The organism is Streptomyces luteolifulvus, from assembly GCF_008806595.1.
Taxonomy (GTDB): Bacteria; Actinomycetota; Actinomycetes; order Streptomycetales; family Streptomycetaceae; genus Streptomyces; species Streptomyces luteolifulvus.
In genome coordinates this window covers 1-18,112 of sequence record NZ_VZRB01000030.1, presented here as the reverse complement: position 1 = coordinate 18,112, position 18,112 = coordinate 1, and the positions used below count along the sequence as shown (strand labels likewise).

Sequence of the window (18,112 nt, the reverse complement as noted above, 5' to 3'; positions counted from 1 at the left end):
GCGCGACCGGCCACAACAAACCGCAGCCGCCGAACGAGAGAACTCCTACGGCGGCTGGGCGCACTCTCACGCAGACAACGCAGCCACCAGCACCGGCGTCACCTGCTCCACCTGCCAGGCCCGCGCGCCGTACCCCGCAAGCGCCTCCGCAACGGCCTCTTTGTCGGCTTCCTTCGGCGGCTCCCAGCAAACCCTTCGCACCGTGTCCGGAGTGATCAGGTTCTCCTGCGGCATGTTCAGCGCCTCGGCCAGCGCCGACACCGCCGCCCGCGCGGCGGTCAGCCGGGCCGCGGCCGCGGGATCCTTGTCGGCCCAGGCCCGCGGCGGCGGGGGCCCCGCCACCGGCTGTCCCGGCTGCGGCAGTGCCGCCTCCGGCAGTGCCTTCGCCCGGTCCACCGCGGCCTGCCACTGCTCCAGCTGACGCCGTCCCATCCGGTGCCCGAACCCGGTCAGCCCGGCGAGCGCGTGCACCGTGGCGGGCAGGGAGAGCGCGGCCTCGACGATGGCCGCGTCCCCGAGGACCTTGCCCGGCGACACGTCCCGCCGCTGGGCGATCCGGTCCCGCGTCTGCCACAGCTCCCGCACCACGGCGAGCTGCCGGCGCCGGCGCACCTTGTGCATGCCCGACGTCCGGCGCCAGGGGTCCTTGCGGGGTTCGGCGGGCGGCGCCGAGGCGATCGCGTCGAACTCCTGCTCTGCCCACTCCAGCTTGCCCTGCCGGTCCAGCTCCTTCTCCAGCGCGTCCCTGAGGTCGACGAGCAGTTCGACGTCGAGTGCGGCGTAGCGCAGCCAGGGCTCGGGCAGCGGGCGGGTCGACCAGTCGACGGCCGAGTGGCCCTTCTCCAGGACGAAGCCGAGCACGCCCTCGACCATCGCGCCGAGGCCGACCCGCGGGAACCCGGCGAGCCGCCCGGCGAGCTCGGTGTCGAACAGGCGGGTGGGCACCATGCCTATCTCGCGCAGACACGGCAGGTCCTGGGTGGCCGCGTGCAGCACCCATTCCACTCCGGCGAGCGCCTCGCCGAGGCCCGACAGATCGGGGCAGGCCACCGGATCGATCAGCGCCGTCCCGGCACCCGCGCGGCGCAGCTGGACGAGATAGGCGCGCTGGCCGTAGCGGTAGCCGGACGCGCGTTCGGCGTCGACGGCGACGGGGCCGGAGCCGGCGGCGAAGGCGGCGATCACCTCGGCGAGGGTGTCCTCGTCGGCGATCACGGGCGGAATGCCCTCGCGGGGCTCCAGCAGGGGGATCGGCGCCTCCACAGCAGAAGATCCGTCGTCGTCCGGAGGGGCGCCCCCGGTGGTTCGCAGTGTGCTGGCTGCTGCGGTCTCTTGGGCGTCGGTCACCTGTCAAGGGTATCTGTGTATGGACAGCGCCCGCCGACGGAACGTTCCGTCGGCGGGCGCCTGGGGGTCGTAAACCAGTCAGGTCGGTGAAACATCCGGTTCACGACGGGTGGGGTGGTCGGACGGGGAGCGGGTGTCGATCCGGTTCACGTCCGTGAACTGCCACGGGAGTCGGGGTCAGTGGATGATGCCGGTCCGCAGGGCCACGGCGACCATTCCGGCGCGGTCACCGGTGCCGAGCTTGCGGGCGATACGGGCGAGGTGGCTCTTGACGGTCAGCGCGGACAGGCCCATGGAGACGCCGATCGCCTTGTTCGACTGGCCCTCCGCCACCAGCCGCAGCACCTCGACCTCACGGCCGGACAGTTCGCGGTAGCCGCCCGGGTGGCTCGGGGCACCCGGGGGGCGGCGGTGCATACGGGCGGCGACCGCGCCGATGGGGGCGGCACCCGGCCGGGTGGGGAGCCCGAGGTTGGTGCGGGTGCCGGTGACGACGTAGCCCTTGACACCGCCGGCCAGCGCGTTGCGTACGGCGCCGATGTCGTCGGCGGCGGACAGGGCCAGGCCGTTGGGCCAGCCCGCGGCGCGGGTCTCCGACAGCAGCGTGAGACCGGAGCCGTCGGGCAGGTGGACGTCCGCTACGCAGATGTCGCGGGGGTTGCCGATGCGGGGACGAGCCTCCGCGACGGACGAGGCCTCGATGACATCGCGCACACCGAGCGCCCACAGATGGCGGGTGACGGTGGAGCGGACGCGGGGGTCGGCCACGACCACCATGGCGGTCGGCTTGTTCGGGCGGTAGGCGACCAGGCTTGCGGGCTGCTCGAGGAGAACGGACACCAGGCCTCCTGGGATGCGGGTCGGGGCCGGCTCGTGGGGATCAAGCCGGTACGAACCGTGCTTTCAAGGTCACAGTCGTCTTCGGCACCAACCCCGTCCGCCTTTAGGGGATGATCACGATCTAGTGAGTAACAATCCGTGCAATTCGGACGCGCGATCGATCATCCGAAGATCGAGTCGGTTCGGACAGGCTCACTTCAGTGGCAGAAAGTGGCCGTATCGACAAAGAGATCACCAAGAATGTTTTACGCGGGGACGGTGCGTCAGCGTGACTGCGGTCCCCGCCGCTGCGGCAGCGTCACCACCGACGCGTCGCCCGGCCCGGCCGGCGGCAGACCCGCGACCTGGGCGAGCAGATCGCACCAGGAGGCCAGATGGGCCGCCGTGTCCGGAACACCGCCGAGGCCCTCACGGGGCGTCCAGGAGGCCCGGATCTCGATCTGCGAGGCGGCCGGACGCTCCGACAGTCCGCCGAAGTAGTGCGAACTCGCGCGCGTGACGGTGCCGCTCGGCTCGCCGTACGACAGTCCGCGCGCCTGGAGCGCGCCGGTCAGCCAGGACCAGCACACGTCGGGCAGCAGCGGGTCCGCCGCCATCTCCGGCTCCAGCTCCGCGCGCACCAGCGTCACCAGCCGGAAGGTGCCACGCCAGGCGTCGTGCCCGGCCGGGTCGTGCAGCAGGACCAGCCGGCCGTCGGCCAGGTCCTGGTCGCCGTCGACGACCGCGGCCTCCAGCGCGTAGGAGAAGGGGGCGAGCCGCTGCGGCGCGGGTGTCGGCTCGATCTCGACCTGCGGCCGCAGCCGCGCGGTCCTCAGCGCGTCGACGGCCGCCCGGAACGCGGGCGGAGCCGTACTGCTCGCATTCCGGTCCCCCTCCTTGGTGTCGTCCATTCCGTCAGCGCCGTCCGACAGTCGTCCCTGAGCCGCAGCCATGCGGGGAAGATTAAGGGGAACGGAGCCTTCGTGCAGGGAGAGACACCCGTCCGGAAGCCGCCTGTCCGGAACATGCCGCACGAACGGGGCGGAGGCATGCCCCCGTGGTCCGGTACGGTCGGCGGGGCGTGGGAGACTTTTCGTCGTGAGCGCCAACGAAAGCCCCTCGGGCAAGCACCCGACAGCGACGTCCGAAGCGGTCAGGGACTCCGCCTTCCTGAAGGCGTGCCGGCGCGAGCCCGTGCCGCACACGCCGGTGTGGTTCATGCGGCAGGCCGGGCGCTCGCTTCCGGAGTACCGCAAGGTGCGCGAGGGCATCCCGATGCTCGAGTCCTGCATGAGGCCCGAGCTGGTCACCGAGATCACCCTCCAGCCGGTGCGCCGGCACAACGTGGACGCGGCGATCTTCTTCAGCGACATCGTCGTCCCGCTCAAGGCCATCGGCATCGACCTCGACATCAAGCCCGGCGTCGGCCCGGTCGTCGAGAACCCGGTCCGCACCCGTGCCGACCTCGCCCGGCTGCGCGACCTCACCCCCGAGGACGTCTCCTACGTCACCGAGGCGATCGGCCTGCTGACCCGGGAGCTCGGCGCCACCCCCCTCATCGGCTTCGCGGGCGCCCCGTTCACCCTCGCGAGCTACCTCGTGGAGGGCGGCCCCTCCCGCACCTACGAGAACGCCAAGGCGATCATGTACGGCGACCCCGGGCTGTGGGCCGATCTGCTCGACCGTCTCGCCGACATCACGGCCGCGTTCCTGAAGGTGCAGATCGAGGCGGGCGCCTGCGCCGTCCAGCTCTTCGACTCCTGGGCCGGCGCCCTCTCGCCCGCCGACTACCGGCACTCGGTGATGCCCGCCTCGGCGAAGGTCTTCCAGGCGGTCGCCGGGTACGGCGTCCCCCGCATCCACTTCGGCGTCGGCACCGGCGAACTGCTCGGCCTCATGGGCGAGGCGGGCGCGGACGTCGTCGGCGTCGACTGGCGGGTCCCGCTCGACGAGGCCGCCCGCCGCGTCGGCCCCGGCAAGGCGCTCCAGGGCAACCTCGACCCCACGGTGCTCTTCTCCACCCGGGAAGCCGTCGAGACCAAGACGCGTGAGGTCCTGGACGCCGCGGCCGGACTGGAGGGCCATGTCTTCAACCTCGGCCACGGCGTCATGCCGGCCACCGATCCGGACGCGCTGACCCGCCTCGTGGACCACGTCCACACACTGACCGCCCGCTGAGCCGGGTCCACGCCCAGACCGCCTGCTGAGCCGGCCCCGCGATCACCAGGTGTGCCGGGGCCGCGCCTTCCTGCCGAACAGCAGACCGCGCGGCTCCGGTGGCGGTGGCGTGCCCGGCCTCAGCGGCCAGGCGATCAGCATCCCGGCGAGGAAGCCGACGATGTGCGCCGCGTACGCCACCGTGCCGGCGTCGGAGACGCCCTCGCCGGACGAGTACACCGCCTGGAGCACGAACCAGGAGCCCAGCACCAGCCATGCGGGCAGCCTCAACGGCAGGAAGATCAGGAACGGGACGAGGACCCAGACCCTGGCCTTCGGGTACAGCACCAGATAGGCGCCCAGGACCCCGGCGATCGCTCCCGACGCTCCGATCAGCGGGTCGGCCGACTCGGAGTTGAGGAGCGCGAAGCCGTACGACGCCGCGTAGCCGCAGGCGAAGTAGAAGAGCGTGTACCGCACATGACCCATGCGGTCCTCGACGTTGTTGCCGAAGATCAGCAGGAACAGCATGTTGCCCAGCAGATGCAGCCAGCCGCCGTGCAGGAACATCGCCGTGAAGACGCTCAGGGGCGGGGACTTGTCGTAGCCCGCCGGCCCCACCACACAGCCCGCGGCCCCCTGCGGGCTCAGCGCGACCTCGCCGGTCGGGACGAACCGCGGCAGCTGATCGTGGATCAACTCCCGTGGCACGGCCGCGTAGTGATCCAGGAACGCATGCAGATGGCACAGCTGGGACAGGCTGCTGTCGCCCGCCACGGAACCGGCGAGTCCGGGCGTGAACAGGAAGACGAGGACGTTCGCCGTGATCAGCGCGTACGTCACCCAGGGGGTGCGGCGCACCGGATTCACGTCATGGACGGGGATGACCACAAGGAAGTACTGCCCCCGATGCGCCCGCCGAATCGGTGAACGCGGCCGTCCGCGGGCCCGTATGTCTGTTCAACCGCCCGCGGCACGGGCAAGGCGGGTCGCGGGGACGACGTGAGGAACAGGCGATGAACGACCGAGTGACCCCCGCGATGCATGCGTTGCCCGACGGCGAGGCGGAGATCGCCCTCGTGGTCCGTCTGCCCTGGGAGGACGTGGCCAGGCTCGGCCAGGAGGCCGGACGGCTGGCCTCGCAGATGCAGCGTCCGGTGACCCTCGACGAGGCGGTGAGCCACCGGCTGCGGTCCAGCAGGACCGCCACGCACGCGAAGCCGGCGGGCGAGCAGCCGCCCGCGGTGACCTCCAGCGCGTCCGTCTCGTCGCTGCCGTCCCGCCCGCCGGCCGAACAGGCGCGCCAGGCGATAGAGAGGATCAACGGGACGGCTTAGGGCCTGTCCGCCAGGCCCTGGCGTCAGGACGCCCGCACCTTGGACACGGCCTTGCGGGCGGCGACCAGTACCGGGTCCCACACCGGAGAGAACGGCGGGGCGTAGCCCAGGTCCAGGGCCGTCATCTGTTCCACCGTCATTCCGGCGGTCAGGGCCACCGCCGCGATGTCCACCCGCTTCGCCGCGCCCTCCCGGCCCACGATCTGCACGCCGAGCAGCCGCCCCGTGCGGCGCTCGGCGAGCATCTTCACCGTCATGGGGGAGGCGCCGGGGTAGTAACCGGCGCGGCTGGTGGACTCGACGGTGACCGTCACGAACTGGAGGCCGACCCGTCGCGCGTCCTTCTCCCGCAGACCCGTACGCGCGATCTCCAGATTGCACACCTTGCTCACCGCGGTGCCGACGACACCGGGGAAGGTGGCGTAGCCGCCGCCGACGTTGGTGCCGATGACCTGGCCGTGCTTGTTGGCATGGGTACCCAGGGCGATGTGGCGCTGCTGCCCGGAGACGAGGTCGAGCACCTCGACGCAGTCGCCGCCGGCCCAGATGTTCTCGTGCCCGCGCACCCGCATCGCCAGATCGGTCAGCAGCCCGCGATGGGTGCCGAGGGGCAGCCCCGCCGCCGCGGCGAGCGCCGTCTCGGGGCGTACGCCGATGCCGAGGACGACCACGTCCGCCGGGTACTCGGCCTCCTCCGTGGCCACCGCACGGACCCGGCCGTCGTCGCCGGTGAGCACCTTGGTGACCTCGGCGTCGTCGATCATGGTGATGCCGAGGCCCTCCATGGCCTCGTGGACGAGCCGGCCCATGTCCGGGTCGAGCGTCGCCATGGGCTCGCTGCCGCGGTTGACGACCGTCACCTCGTAGCCGCGGTTGATGAGCGCCTCGGCCATCTCCACGCCGATGTACCCGGCTCCGACGACCACCGCACGACGGCCACGCGTGCGTGCCAGCGTGTCCAGCAGGGCCTGGCCGTCGTCGAGCGTCTGCACCCCGTGCACCCCGGGCGCGTCGGCGCCGGGCATGTCGGGGCGGATCGGCCGCGCCCCCGTCGCGATCACGAGCTTGTCGTACGACGTCCACGACTCGGCGCCGGAATCGACGTCACGCGTGCGTACCCGCCCCCGGCCGGCGTCGATCTCCATGACCTCGGTCCGCAGGCGCAGGTCGATGTCACGCGCGCGGTGCTCCTCGGGAGTGCGGGCGATGAGCCGGTCCCGTTCGGTGACGTCGCCGCCGACCCAGTACGGGATGCCGCAGGCCGAGTAGGAGGTGAAGTGGCCGCGCTCGAACGCCACGATCTCCAGCTCGCCGGGCCCGCGCATCCTGCGTGCCTGCGACGCCGCGGACATGCCCGCGGCGTCGCCGCCGATCACGACCAGTCGCTCCGCCCCGTGGCCCTTTCCGCTCATACTCATGCGAACACGCTACGGGGACAGGGCATTTCACACCCGCTCGGCCCGGGCTCCGCCGTGCCCGGTGCGTCTCCTCAGTCCTCCTGGCCGCCCTCCTGCGGGCGCGTGGGCCGAGGGGCCGGCGGGGCCATCGGCAGCGGGCCCGCAGCGGCCGGAGCGGCCACCGTCCGCGGCCGGCGCCCCGACCGGGCGCGTACGACCCGCAGCCACAGCAGCACGATCAGCGCCGCCACCGCGGCGAACGGCAGCACCGCTGCGACAGCCACCGCGATCCAGCGCAGCATCGTGACGAACGCGTCCCAGCCGCCCGTCAGCGCGTCGACGATCCCCGGGTCGTCGTCCTCGACCGGCTTCTGCACCGGCTTCTCGGACAGCGACAGGGTGATGGTGGCCAGGCTGGTGCGGTCCTTGAGGGATGCCTGCCGGGCGAGCAGCGCCTCCAGATCGGCCTGGCGGGTGCTCAGCTCGCCCTCCAGCGTCACCACGTCCGTGAGCCGGGTGGCCCGGTCCATCAGTTCCCGGATCCGCGCCACGCTGGCGCGCTGCGACGTGATGCGGCTCTCCACGTCGACGACCTGGTCGGTGACGTCCTGCGCCTTCGAGGTGCGCTCCAGGAGCTTGCCCGCGCCCTCCAGCTCGGTGAGGACCTCGTCGTACTGCTCGACCGGCACGCGCAGCACCACGCGCGTGTACTCGTTGCCCTCGTCGTCCCGGGAGGTCGACTCCCTCCCGACGTAGCCGCCCGCGTTCTCGGTGGTGGTGCGGGCCTCGTCGAGGGACTTGGTCACGTCCTTGACCTGCACGGTCAGGGTCGCCGTGCGGATGATGTGCGCGGTGAGCTTCGGCGGCGCGGTCGCGTTCCGGCCGCCCGCGCTGTCGGCGGCGCCGCCCGGGGCGGCCGCCTTCGCGTCGCTCTGCGCCGCTTCCTGCTGGGCGGCGCTGCCGCCGGAGTCGGAGCTGGAGTCGTTCGCACCGCTGCAGCCGGCCAGCGCGAGGGCCGAGGCCAGCAGGAGCCCTGCAAGGGCCTGAACGGGTCGTACGGAACGTGCTCGCATGTGGGAGTACCCCCCGGGGTCGTGACGACTGACATCACTTCGACGCGGGGCCGGGGCCGGACGTTGGGCGGTAACGGTCCCGATGCGGTCACGGTCGGGACTCGGCAGGGCCACATGGCCCTGGCGGGACTGTCGGAGCCGTCTGAGAAGGTGGAGCCATGAGCGGATCAGGTACGGGTACGGGGCATGTCGTCGTCGTCGGAGCCGGGATCGCGGGGCTGGCGGCCGCCCACCGGCTGTTGCGGGACGGGACACGCGTGACCGTGCTGGAGGCCTCGGACCGCGTCGGCGGCAAGCTGCTGCCCGGCGAGATCGCCGGCGGACGCGTGGACCTCGGCGCCGAGTCGATGCTGGCCCGCAGACCGGAAGCCGTGGCCCTGGCCCGCGAGGCGGGCCTCGCCGGCCGCCTCCGGCCGCCCGCCACGGCGACGGCCTCCCTGTGGACCCGCGGTGCCCTGCGCCCCATGCCCAAGGGCCACGTCATGGGCGTGCCCGGCACCGCCGCCGCCCTCTCCGGAGTCCTGTCCGACGAGGGCCTGCGCCGCATCGAGCGCGACGCCGACCTGCCCCGCACGGAGGTCGGCGACGACGTGGCCGTCGGGGAGTACGTGGCGGCACGGCTCGGCCGCGAGGTCGTCGACCGCCTCGTGGAGCCGCTGCTCGGTGGCGTCTACGCGGGCGACGCGTACCGCATCTCGATGCGCGCGGCCGTCCCCCAGCTCTTCCAGGCCGCGCAGAGCCACGACTCCCTGACGGAGGCGGTCCGCGAGATCCAGGCCAGGGCGGCCGCCGCCCAGCAGACCGGGCCGGTGTTCATGGGCATCGAGGGCGGAGTGGGCACCCTGCCGCTCGCGGTGGCGGAGTCCGTGCGGCAGCGCGGCGGCGAGATCCTGACCGGGACACCGGTGCGGGAACTGCGCAGGACCGAGGGGGATGCGCTGTGGCGTGTCGTCGCCGGTGACCGGGTGCTGCACGCGGACGCCGTCGTCCTCGCCGCCCCCGCCCCGGTCGCCGCCGGGCTCCTGCGCGCCGAGGCCCCCGCGGCCGCCGCCGAGCTCGCCACCGTCGAGTACGCCTCGATGGCCCTGGTCACCCTCGCCTACCGCCGCGACGAGATCACGCTTCCCGAAGGCAGCGGCTTCCTGGTGCCCCCCGTCGACGGGCACACCATCAAGGCGTCGACCTTCGCCTCCCGGAAGTGGGGCTGGATCGCCGAGGAGAATCCTGACGTGGTCGTCCTGCGCACCTCGGTCGGGCGGTACGGCGAGACGGAGATCCTCCAGCGCGAGGACGCCGAGCTGGTCGACGTGTCGCGGCACGACCTCGAGGCGGCGACCGGCCTCACCGCCGCGCCCCTCGAAACCCGCGTCACCCGCTGGGACGAGGGCCTGCCCCAGTACCCGGTCGGCCACCACACGCGCGTGGCCCGCATCCGCGAGCACCTCGGCAAGCTGCCGGGCCTCGCGGTGTGCGGAGCGGCGTACGACGGCGTGGGCATCCCGGCCTGCATCGCGAGCGCGTACGCCGCAGCCGGCCAGGTCGAGGGCGACCTGCGCGGCGGGGAGGAGCTCACCGCCCACCCGGTGCAGAGCCTGCACGGCGGAGCGGGAGAATAGGGACCATGAGTGACGACGCGCCCACCACCGAGTCCGGCAGGATCCCGAACAAGGGCAAGCTGGCCAAGGATCTGAACGAGGTCATCCGCTACACCCTCTGGTCGGTCTTCAAGCTGAAGGACGTGCTGCCCGAGGACCGCGCGGGCTACGCCGACGAGGTCCAGGAGCTGTTCGACCAGCTCGCCGCGAAGGACGTGACGATCCGCGGCACCTACGACGTCTCGGGCCTGCGTGCCGACGCCGACCTCATGATCTGGTGGCACGCCGAGACCAGCGACCAGCTGCAGGAGGCGTACAACCTGTTCCGCCGCACGAAGCTGGGCCGCGCCCTGGAGCCGGTCTGGTCGAACATGGCGCTGCACCGCCCCGCCGAGTTCAACCGCTCGCACATCCCGGCGTTCCTCGCCGACGAGACGCCGCGCGACTACATCAGCGTCTACCCCTTCGTGCGCTCCTACGACTGGTACCTGCTGCCCGACGAGGACCGCCGCCGCATGCTCGCCGACCACGGCAGGATGGCCCGCGGCTACCCGGACGTGCGCGCCAACACGGTCGCCTCGTTCTCCCTCGGCGACTACGAGTGGATCCTCGCCTTCGAGGCCGACGAGCTGTACCGCATCGTCGACCTCATGCGCCATCTCCGCGCCTCGGAGGCCCGCATGCACGTCCGCGAGGAGGTGCCCTTCTTCACGGGCCGCCGCAAGTCCGTGGCGGAACTGGTCTCGGGCCTGGCCTGACCGCAGCCCTGACACAGGCTCTGAAGGGCGCTTCCGGACTGCCTCACCGCGAAGGGCTCGGCTCCGGGTGCGGCGCGCAGGCCGCGCGCCGTGCCGGGAGTTCCCCTTCCAGCAGATACGCGTCCAGGTGGCCGTTGACGCAGCTGTTGGGGCCGCCCGCGATGCCGTGCGTGCCCGCGTCGCGTTCGGTCACCAGGACCGAACCGGACAGCCGCCGGTGCATTTCGAGCGCTCCGTCGTACGGCGCGGCAGCATCCCGCTCGGCCGCGAGGATGAGGGCCGGCGGCAGCTCCCCCGGCCCCGTCCGCACATCCAGGGGCTCCTGCCGCGCCGCCGGCCAGTAGGCGCACGGCAGGTTCATCCACACGTTGTCCCAGGTCTCGAAGGGCGCCACGCGCGCGAGCCGGGTGTTGTCCCGGTCCCAGACCTTCCAGTCCGTCGGCCAGGCGGCGTCGTTGCACTCGACGGCCGTGTAGACCGCGCTGGTGTTCTCCGCCTCGGCCGCCGCCTCCGGATGCGGCCCGGCCTGCTGGATCAGCGGCTTCGGGTCACCCTTCAGATACGCCGACAGCGCCTGCGCCCGGTGCGGCCAGAAGTCGTCGTAGTACCCGGCCGACAGGAACGCGCCCTGCAACTGCCCCGGCCCCACCGTGCCGCCCGCCGGTTCGGCGGCGAGCCCGGCCCGCACCTTCTCGTAGCTGCGCTGCACCTTCTCCGCCGTGTCGCCGAGCCCGTACACCGTGTCGTGCCTGGCGACCCACTCCCGGAAGTCCGCCCAGCGGGCCTCGAACGCGGCCGACTGGTCGAGGTTGTTGCGGTACCAGATCTGCTCGGGGTCCGGGTTCACCGGCGCGTCGAACACCATCCGCCGTACGTGCGAGGGGAACAGCGTGGCGTACAGGGACCCGAAGTACGTGCCGTAGGACGCGCCCATGAACGTCAGCCGCGGCTCGCCGAGCGCCGCGCGCAGGACGTCCAGGTCGCGGGCGTTGTTGAGGGAGGTGTAGTGCTTCAGCACGCTGCCCGCCCGCTGGGCGCAGCCGGCCGCGTACGCCTTGGCCTCGGCGATGCGCTCCTTCTTGTACGACTCCGAGGGATGCGTCGGCGACTGGGAGGGCGCCTTGAAGAACTGCTGGGGATCCCGGCAGGACAGGGGAGCGGAACGGCCCACCCCGCGCGGCTCGTAGCCGACGAGGTCGTACGCCGCGCCGATGCGCTTCCACTCCGGCAGCAGGCCGGCCAGCGGGAAGTACAGCCCGGAACCGCCGGGCCCGCCCGGGTTGAAGACCAGGGCGCCCTGACGGGGCACCAGGCGCTTGCTGTTGTGCGGGTCCTTGTGGGTGGCCCGCACCCGGCTGACGGTCAGCCTGATCTGCTTGCCGTCGGGATGCGCATAGTCGAGTGGGACGGACACCGTGCCGCACTGCAGGGCGGCCGGCATGTCCTCCGCGTCGGGACAGGCGCCGAAGGTGATGCCCTTGGCCTCGGCCCGCGCGGCGGCGATCGCGGTGCCGCCCAGCTGGAGTGCGTCGCCGGGCGTCCCGGGGATGCCGCCGGCCGGGGCGGCGGCGAGTGTGGTCAGGAGCAAGGACCCGGCGGCCGTGTAGAGGGCGGGGGCTCTCATCGCGTATCCCTTCGGTGCGCGGCAGCGACAAAAGGGATGTTTCGTTCGCGGATGGGGGAAGGCAAGCACCGTCGGCTGGTGTCGCCCCCAAAACCCCTGTGCGCGCTCGGCCGATCAGTCCCGCCCGGACTGCTCCCGGTGCTCGAAGGCGGCGCGCAGGTCCGGTTCGCCGATGGCGCGGACACCGCGTACGGCGACGGAGGTGAGGTAGCCCCGGTCGTCGCCCCCGCCGGTGTGCCGGGTCAGCGTGCCGAGCAGCCGCCGGCCGGCCGGGGAGGCCCAGCGTGAGTACGGGTGGACCTCGATCCGCGCGAGGGCGAGGCAGCTCAGGGTCAGGGTGAGGGGAAGCGCGAACCAGAGGGCGACCAGGGTGCGCGGCATGTCGGACTGAGCGGGCATCAGCAGCGCTGCGGCGCCCAGCGCGAGGACGGCCACCGCGGCGGCCCGCACCTGGCGTACTCCGGCCGCGATGCTCGTCCGGTCCCCGTCGGGCACGGCGAGGCCCGCGCTGACCAGCCGGTCGCCGATGCCGCGCACCGGGTCCGCGGCCGCCGCGGCGGCCCGTACCGGGGCAATCCGGGACTGGCCCTCCGGGCCTATGGCCCCTATCACCGAGCGCTCCATGTCGTCCCGCCCACGTGGGTCGACGACGGTCGCCCAGCCGGTGTGCGCGAGCAGCAGCCGCTGCTGGCGCGCCATGGACACGAGCGTCAGGTCGGCGACCCGCCGGGGGCCGCCGGACAGGAACGCGGCCTCGTAGAGCGTCAGGTCGTGTCGCCGGCCCGGGTTCACATCGATGGCCGCCGAGCGTACGGCGGCCAGGCACAGCCGTGTACACGCCGTGCCGGCGGCGGCCCAGGCAAGCAGCAGGAGAAGGACCCAGAACATGTGGATTTTCTATGCTCGGGGTCCGGGAAAATCCATGCCCTGCTCACGATCCGGACGATGCGTTGTCGGGATGTGACGTTCCGCTTGCCGCTCCGGTCACTGCTCGTCGGACGGCTCCGGGGGAGGGCTGGTGGCGGGCGGGGGCAGGGAGTAGCTCGGTGCGGCCGTCGGCGTCACGGGTACTGCCGGGCCCGGGTCGGAGGCGGGGCCGGGCGGGGCCGGGGAGTTGCTGATCGGTGGGGTGCTCGCGGCGGCCATGTCCCGGGCCAGGGCGTCGAAGTCGACGTATCCGGTGGCCTCCAGGATCTTGATGTGGTCCAGCACGGTGGTGTTCGCGTCGTCGGCGAGGGCGCGGACCAGGGAGTTGCGGGTGGCCGCCCGTACCTGCGCGACGACCGAGAACACCTTGCCGTGGGCCAGGCGCAGGATGTTGGCGAACTGGCGGTCGTACTCGATGCCCTGGGCCGCGTCCAGGGTCGCGAGCCACTGCTTCTGCTGGTCGTTCGGCTGGTTGGGCAGTTCGAGGCCGAGCTTTGCCGCGACGTCGCGGACGCGGGCGTCGAGGAACGCGTGGCCCTCGATCAGGTGCTGTCCCGCCGTGCGTACGGCCTGGGTGGTGCCCTTCTGCTGCGCCTGCTGGCCGGCGGGCAGCTCCCACAGGCCCGCGAGGCGCACCTTCGTGACGAACTCCCGGTCCAGGGCGGACAGTGGACCGTATCTCGTCGACACGGTCGTGGCGTTCAGTACGTCGACGCCGGTGCCGGAACGGTCGGCGTACGACCAGATCGGGAAGATCAGCGCCAACAGGGTCGCCGCCAGGCCGGTGATGATGAGCCCGGTTCCACTGAGTATGCCTTTGCCCTTGACGGGGGGTCGCGGTCGCATGGTGCCTCCTGCTTGCGGCACCGCACGCTAGTGGGTTGGGGGGTGCGGCATGGGCATGTTACTGCGGGGTCCATGCGGGCTGGGGGTGGGGCGAGGGTGGGCTGGGTGGGGCGTGCGCTGAGTGGTGGGCCGGGGTCGGTGCTGGGGGTGGGTTGCGCGGCCCGGCGCTTGCGGGGTGCCGCCTGCGCCCACCCGTGCCACCCCAGGCGGCACGATTGCCCGCAGTTGGGCGGGCGATGCTCGCGAGCTGGGCGGGATGCGGCTGCCCGCGGCTGGGTGGGGCGATGGTCCGCAGTTGGGCGGGGTGTGGCTGTCTGCGGATGGGCGGGTGGCCTGGATGTGTGGGGTCAGTGGCCCAGGAGGGCTCGGCGGGTGGCCTGGGTCAGGCGGGCGGTCCGGCGGTGGGGGCGGGGGGTGGGGCCCGAGCGGTCCAGCCACCACTCTCGTAGCTCGCGGCGTGTCCGGGTGTCCTCGGGGCGGCCCGTCTCGAGCAGGTGCGCGGCGAAATCCAGGGCGTCGCGGCGGTAGCCGGCCGTCATCGGGTGGCCGCTTGCGTACGCGAGGAACGCGGGGCGGTAGGCGTCCCGGAGGATGTCCGGCAGTTCGGGCGCGAGCTTGGCCACCACGTCGGCCCGCTTGCCGGCGAGCGCCCGTGCCTGGACGCCCAGCCGCACCCGGTCGAAGCCCTCGGGCACCGGCGTCCCGGCGACCAGCGCGGACAGCAGCGCGGCCTGCGCGAGGGCGAGGCGCTGACGGGCCGGGTCGGTGGTGGCGGCGGGGGACGGTTCCGCGAGGCCCAGTGCCGGCCCGTCAGCGGGCTCCGGGGCTCGCCGCGTCCCGCCCGCCGCCAGCGCTTCCCGTATCGCCGCCAACTCCCCCTCCAGCTCCGCCGGTGCGGGAAAGTTCTCGTCCCTCTCCAGGAGCACCCCGGGCGGGGAGACCCGGGAGGCGAGGTCGGTCAGGATGTCGAGGACCGGCCGCGGGACCGGGTGGGCGTGGCTGTCGTGCCAGACGCCGTCGCGTTCGAAACCGCCCGCGACATGGACGTACGCGATGGCCTCCAGGGGAAGCTCGGCGAGCGCCTTCTCGGGGTCCTCGCCCCGGTTGACGTGGTTGGTGTGCAGATTGGCCACGTCGATCAGGAGGCGTACCCCGGTGCGGTCGGCCAGCTCGTACAGGAACTGTCCCTCCGTCATCTCCTCGCCCGGCCAGGAGATGAGCGCGGCGATGTTCTCCACGGCGAGCGGCACCGGCAGCGCGTCCTGTGCGATGCGGATGTTCTCGCACAGGACGTCGAGGGCGTCCTGGGTGCGCGGGACGGGCAGCAGGTGCCCCGCCTCCAGCCGTGGGGAGGCGGTCAGCGGCCCGCCCGCGCGGACGAACGCGATGTGCTCGGTGACCAGCGGCGAGCCCAGCGCCTCGGCACGCTCCGCGAGGGCCGTCAGACGGGCCTCGTCGGGCCGGTCGGCGCCGCCGAGGCCGAGCGAGACACCGTGCGGCACGACCGTGACCCCGCGCTCCCGCAGACGCCGCAGCGACTCGGGGAGATGCCCCGGACAGGTGTTCTCGGCCACGGCCTCGACCCAGTCGATGCCCGGCATGCGCTCCACGGCGTCCGCGATCTCCGGCCGCCATCCGATCCCCGTCCCCAGTGTCCCCGGTCGCTTCATGGTCCCCTCCTCGCGTCTTTCCGGATCCCCCGTGCGGTCCGCCTGGATGTGACGGGGGTATGGCCCCGGCGCCCGGGGCCGAACCCTGCCCCGCAACGTTCAGAGCAACATTTGAGGTTCGGGAGGCCGGGCGCGCGGCCGTCATCACCCCAGCACGCCCTGCGAGTCCACCGGGTCCGGCCGCTTCGTGTTGACCGTGCCCGGCGCGCCGGGAGACGGCCGCGAGGTGGTCTTGATGTCCCCGGTTGCCTGCGCGGCCGGCGCCGAGGGCACGAGCTGGCCGGGCACCGGTGCCGGGGGGCCGGACGGGCTGGCGGTCGTGCCCGCCACCATGTCGTTGGCGATGGCGTCGAAGTCGACCCGGCCGGTCTTCTCCAGGACCGTGATGTGGTCGAGCACGGTCTGGTTGGCATCGGAGGCGAGCTGTCGTACGAGCGTGTTGCGGGTGCTGTTCCGGACGGCGCCGATCGCCGGGAAGATCTTGCCGTGGGCGGCCCGCAGCAGGTTGGCGAACTTGTACTCGTACTGCACACCGCTCGCCGCCGTCATCTCCCGCAGCCAGCCCTGCTGCTGCTCGTTCGGCTGGTTGGGCAGCTCGACGCCGAGCTGCGCGGCGATGATCCGCACCCGCCTGTCGAGGTCGGTGTGACCGACGATCAGATGGTCCGCGGCCTCCTTGATCGCCTCGCTGGGTGCGCGTTCCATGGCCTGCTGCCCGGCCGGCAGTTCCCACAGGCCGGCCAGCCGGACACGCACGATCAGATCGCGGTCCGCGGCCGACAGCGGCCCCCACTGCGTGGCGACGGTGCCGGCGGCGAGATTCGCCTCGCCGGTGCCGGAGCGGTCGGCGTAGGACCACACGGGGAAGGCGAGCGCGCCCACGGTGGCCACGAGGGCCGCGACGAAGAGGGCCGTACCGTTGATAGGCGGCAAAGGAGCCTCCCGGATATCGGACTGGTCGTTGGGGCAGGTGATGCTGCGCCGGTGCCAGGGGGTACGCGGGGAGCGGTCCCGATGTTCAAACAGAGAGTAAAAACTCACAAAGGGCAGGCAAAGTGATACGGCCGCTGCTGTGGGCCTCTCCTGACTCGTACACTCCAACCATGACGCAAGCACTGCCCCAACGTGCCTGTGTCTACTGCCGGTTGAGCGACGCCCCGGACGTTCGCTGGAGAAAGTGGACAGGCAGGAAGCCGACTGCCGCGACTTGGCCCAGCGTCTGGACTGGCCGATCTCCGAAACGCACATCTTCGTAGACAACTCGCGCTCCGCGTGGCAGCGCGACCGCAAGCGGCCCAGAGGGGACGCCATGCTCCCGGCGATCGAGGATGCATGAGACAGCCGTTCGACTTGGAGAGGCTGCTGTCCGTCGCGGAGAGCAGGGGCATTCGCATCGCCTCGCCGTCCGGGGCGCGTGATCTCGACAATCCCGACGACCGCTTCATTCTCCGCATCGAAGTCGCCCAGGCCTGCAGGGAGTCCGACAACACGTCCTGCCACGCCCCGGCATGCCGATGCCCACGCCGAGCAGATCTACCAGGATTCGAGCAGGGCAGCCCCGTGCACGGCGCCGGCAAGGGAGCGTGCGGCTGCGCGGTGCGGTCCATCACGAGGTCGCTCCTGGTCAAAGTTCGGCGGCCATGCCTACGACAGCGCGCGCTCTTCCCGATCACGGTGACCTACGGCCCGTACGCCAACCTCATGCCCTGGACCAACCAGATCAACTGGATCCCGGCGCCCAGCCCCGACCCCAGCATCACCGCCAACGTGATCCTCATGATCCCGCTCGGCATGCTGCTGCCGCTGATGTCCGCCCGGGTCGGCTCCATGGGGCGGGTCACCGCCGTCACGGCCGCAGTGAGCCTGTCGATCGAGGTGACCCAGCTCCTCATGTACGTCGTGTGCAACAACGCCCGTCTGACGGACACCACCGACCTCCTCGTCAACACGCTCGGCGGATACCTCGGTTGCGTGGTCCTGTACCGCGCGGCCCGCATCCCGGCCGTTGCCCGTCTGCTCAACCCCCTTGCCCTGCCGGGCTCCGCGTTCGCGTCGAAGGGGCAGACCGGCGCCCGTCCCACGATTCGTCCCGCGGCGGATGCCACCACCGCCCGCTCCTGACCGACCACTCTCCCGACACCCATGCGAAACATGCCGAAGTGATCGCCGGCATGCCCGGCATCGGGCCCCTGGCCGCTGCCGCGTGCCCGTCTGTCCCGCCCGGTCCGGTGGCTTTGCGCCGGAGGCCGTCGAGGCGTTCGGGCCCCCACCCCGTGGGGTCGAGGGCGAGGCCGTCGTAGATCGTGGGTCTCGTGGTCGGGGTTCCAGGCCCAGGGGCGCACCGAGCTGTGGTCGACGAGCAGGAGCGCCCGGGGTGAGGGCGTGCGCGGCCCGGCGCAGGACCTCGGCGCGGGGAAGGGCGAACGGGGTGTGGGCCTGGCCGAGACCACCGGCATCTCTGAGAGCACGCTGTCCCGGCTGGAGAGCGGTGGGCGCAAACCCAACCTGGAACTGCTGCTCCCGCTCGCCCGCGCCTACGGCCTCCCCCTGGACGAACTCGTT

General features: G+C 72.3%; 17 protein-coding genes. 6 read left to right on the top strand and 11 right to left on the bottom strand.

Annotated features, from left to right (window positions below):
* Window positions 1-66 precede the first annotated feature (66 nt).
* From F7R91_RS31860 to F7R91_RS31850, 3 genes are all read right to left on the bottom strand, one after another.
* Window positions 67-1,347 carry a ribonuclease D gene (locus F7R91_RS31860; protein WP_150954845.1) on the bottom strand — a complete coding sequence of 427 codons (1,281 nt, stop codon included), beginning with the start codon at window positions 1,345-1,347 and terminating at the stop codon, window positions 67-69.
* A gap of 177 nt (window positions 1,348-1,524) precedes the next feature.
* Window positions 1,525-2,187, bottom strand: a complete 663-nt coding sequence (locus tag F7R91_RS31855; RefSeq protein ID WP_150954843.1) for a response regulator transcription factor — start codon at window positions 2,185-2,187, stop codon at window positions 1,525-1,527.
* Between the two features lie 263 nt (window positions 2,188-2,450).
* Window positions 2,451-3,119 (bottom strand): DUF3000 domain-containing protein, encoded by a 669-nt coding sequence (locus F7R91_RS31850; RefSeq protein ID WP_150954840.1) that lies wholly within the window; start codon window positions 3,117-3,119, stop codon window positions 2,451-2,453.
* 145 nt (window positions 3,120-3,264) lie between these two features.
* On the opposite strand from F7R91_RS31850, the gene hemE reads away from it, so the two are divergent.
* Window positions 3,265-4,344 carry a uroporphyrinogen decarboxylase gene (gene hemE, locus F7R91_RS31845; RefSeq protein WP_150954837.1) on the top strand — a complete coding sequence of 360 codons (1,080 nt, stop codon included), beginning with the start codon at window positions 3,265-3,267 and terminating at the stop codon, window positions 4,342-4,344.
* Between the two features lie 42 nt (window positions 4,345-4,386).
* Here hemE and F7R91_RS31840 read toward each other — a convergent pair whose 3' ends face one another.
* Window positions 4,387-5,214 (bottom strand): rhomboid family intramembrane serine protease, encoded by an 828-nt coding sequence (locus F7R91_RS31840; protein WP_150954835.1) that lies wholly within the window; start codon window positions 5,212-5,214, stop codon window positions 4,387-4,389.
* Between the two features lie 125 nt (window positions 5,215-5,339).
* Between F7R91_RS31840 and F7R91_RS31835 the strand changes: the two genes are divergently transcribed.
* Window positions 5,340-5,660: a hypothetical protein gene (locus F7R91_RS31835; RefSeq protein ID WP_150954820.1), complete on the top strand. Its 321-nt coding sequence runs from the start codon at window positions 5,340-5,342 to the stop codon at window positions 5,658-5,660.
* A gap of 23 nt (window positions 5,661-5,683) precedes the next feature.
* Here the strand turns inward: F7R91_RS31835 and F7R91_RS31830 are convergent, their stop codons facing one another.
* Together F7R91_RS31830 and F7R91_RS31825 are read right to left on the bottom strand one after the other, a co-directional pair.
* Window positions 5,684-7,078 (bottom strand): FAD-dependent oxidoreductase, encoded by a 1,395-nt coding sequence (locus F7R91_RS31830; protein ID WP_150954817.1) that lies wholly within the window; start codon window positions 7,076-7,078, stop codon window positions 5,684-5,686.
* Window positions 7,079-7,149: 71 nt separating this feature from the next.
* Window positions 7,150-8,130: a DUF4349 domain-containing protein gene (locus tag F7R91_RS31825; protein ID WP_150954814.1), complete on the bottom strand. Its 981-nt coding sequence runs from the start codon at window positions 8,128-8,130 to the stop codon at window positions 7,150-7,152.
* Window positions 8,131-8,288: 158 nt separating this feature from the next.
* Here F7R91_RS31825 and hemG point away from each other — a divergent pair, with 158 nt between their 5' ends.
* Window positions 8,289-9,746 (top strand): protoporphyrinogen oxidase, encoded by a 1,458-nt coding sequence (gene hemG, locus F7R91_RS31820; protein WP_150954811.1) that lies wholly within the window; start codon window positions 8,289-8,291, stop codon window positions 9,744-9,746.
* Window positions 9,747-9,751: 5 nt separating this feature from the next.
* Window positions 9,752-10,483, top strand: a complete 732-nt coding sequence (gene hemQ, locus F7R91_RS31815; RefSeq protein ID WP_150954808.1) for a hydrogen peroxide-dependent heme synthase — start codon at window positions 9,752-9,754, stop codon at window positions 10,481-10,483.
* A gap of 43 nt (window positions 10,484-10,526) precedes the next feature.
* Here hemQ and F7R91_RS31810 read toward each other — a convergent pair whose 3' ends face one another.
* From F7R91_RS31810 to F7R91_RS31790, 5 genes are all read right to left on the bottom strand, one after another.
* On the bottom strand, window positions 10,527-12,107 hold the full coding sequence (locus F7R91_RS31810; RefSeq protein ID WP_150954805.1) for an alpha/beta hydrolase: 1,581 nt from the start codon (window positions 12,105-12,107) through the stop codon (window positions 10,527-10,529).
* A gap of 114 nt (window positions 12,108-12,221) precedes the next feature.
* Window positions 12,222-12,995 (bottom strand): TIGR04222 domain-containing membrane protein, encoded by a 774-nt coding sequence (locus tag F7R91_RS31805; protein ID WP_150954802.1) that lies wholly within the window; start codon window positions 12,993-12,995, stop codon window positions 12,222-12,224.
* A 96-nt stretch (window positions 12,996-13,091) separates the two neighbouring features.
* Window positions 13,092-13,880 carry a DUF4142 domain-containing protein gene (locus F7R91_RS31800; protein ID WP_150954800.1) on the bottom strand — a complete coding sequence of 263 codons (789 nt, stop codon included), beginning with the start codon at window positions 13,878-13,880 and terminating at the stop codon, window positions 13,092-13,094.
* Between the two features lie 347 nt (window positions 13,881-14,227).
* A complete protein-coding gene (locus tag F7R91_RS31795; protein WP_150954798.1) occupies window positions 14,228-15,550 on the bottom strand; it encodes a DUF692 domain-containing protein in 1,323 nt (440 codons plus the stop codon).
* Between the two features lie 144 nt (window positions 15,551-15,694).
* Window positions 15,695-16,483: a DUF4142 domain-containing protein gene (locus F7R91_RS31790; protein ID WP_150954796.1), complete on the bottom strand. Its 789-nt coding sequence runs from the start codon at window positions 16,481-16,483 to the stop codon at window positions 15,695-15,697.
* A 768-nt stretch (window positions 16,484-17,251) separates the two neighbouring features.
* Between F7R91_RS31790 and F7R91_RS43730 the strand changes: the two genes are divergently transcribed.
* Both F7R91_RS43730 and F7R91_RS31775 read left to right on the top strand, forming a co-directional pair.
* Window positions 17,252-17,671, top strand: a complete 420-nt coding sequence (locus F7R91_RS43730) for a VanZ family protein (protein WP_191971711.1) — start codon at window positions 17,252-17,254, stop codon at window positions 17,669-17,671.
* A 261-nt stretch (window positions 17,672-17,932) separates the two neighbouring features.
* The coding region (locus F7R91_RS31775) for a helix-turn-helix domain-containing protein (protein WP_225320888.1) at window positions 17,933-18,112 on the top strand (180 nt) is incomplete at its 3' end.

Coding starts and splice junctions, on each gene's coding strand:
- F7R91_RS31830 (WP_150954817.1), bottom strand. CDS start 7,078: ATGAGTATGAGCGGAAAGGGCCACGGGGCGGAGCGACTGGTCGTGATC.
- F7R91_RS43730 (WP_191971711.1), top strand. CDS start 17,252: ATGCCCTGGACCAACCAGATCAACTGGATCCCGGCGCCCAGCCCCGAC.
- hemG (WP_150954811.1), top strand. CDS start 8,289: ATGAGCGGATCAGGTACGGGTACGGGGCATGTCGTCGTCGTCGGAGCC.
- F7R91_RS31805 (WP_150954802.1), bottom strand. CDS start 12,995: ATGTTCTGGGTCCTTCTCCTGCTGCTTGCCTGGGCCGCCGCCGGCACG.
- F7R91_RS31835 (WP_150954820.1), top strand. CDS start 5,340: ATGAACGACCGAGTGACCCCCGCGATGCATGCGTTGCCCGACGGCGAG.
- F7R91_RS31825 (WP_150954814.1), bottom strand. CDS start 8,130: ATGCGAGCACGTTCCGTACGACCCGTTCAGGCCCTTGCAGGGCTCCTG.
- F7R91_RS31800 (WP_150954800.1), bottom strand. CDS start 13,880: ATGCGACCGCGACCCCCCGTCAAGGGCAAAGGCATACTCAGTGGAACC.
- F7R91_RS31795 (WP_150954798.1), bottom strand. CDS start 15,550: ATGAAGCGACCGGGGACACTGGGGACGGGGATCGGATGGCGGCCGGAG.
- hemQ (WP_150954808.1), top strand. CDS start 9,752: ATGAGTGACGACGCGCCCACCACCGAGTCCGGCAGGATCCCGAACAAG.
- F7R91_RS31850 (WP_150954840.1), bottom strand. CDS start 3,119: ATGGCTGCGGCTCAGGGACGACTGTCGGACGGCGCTGACGGAATGGAC.
- F7R91_RS31810 (WP_150954805.1), bottom strand. CDS start 12,107: ATGAGAGCCCCCGCCCTCTACACGGCCGCCGGGTCCTTGCTCCTGACC.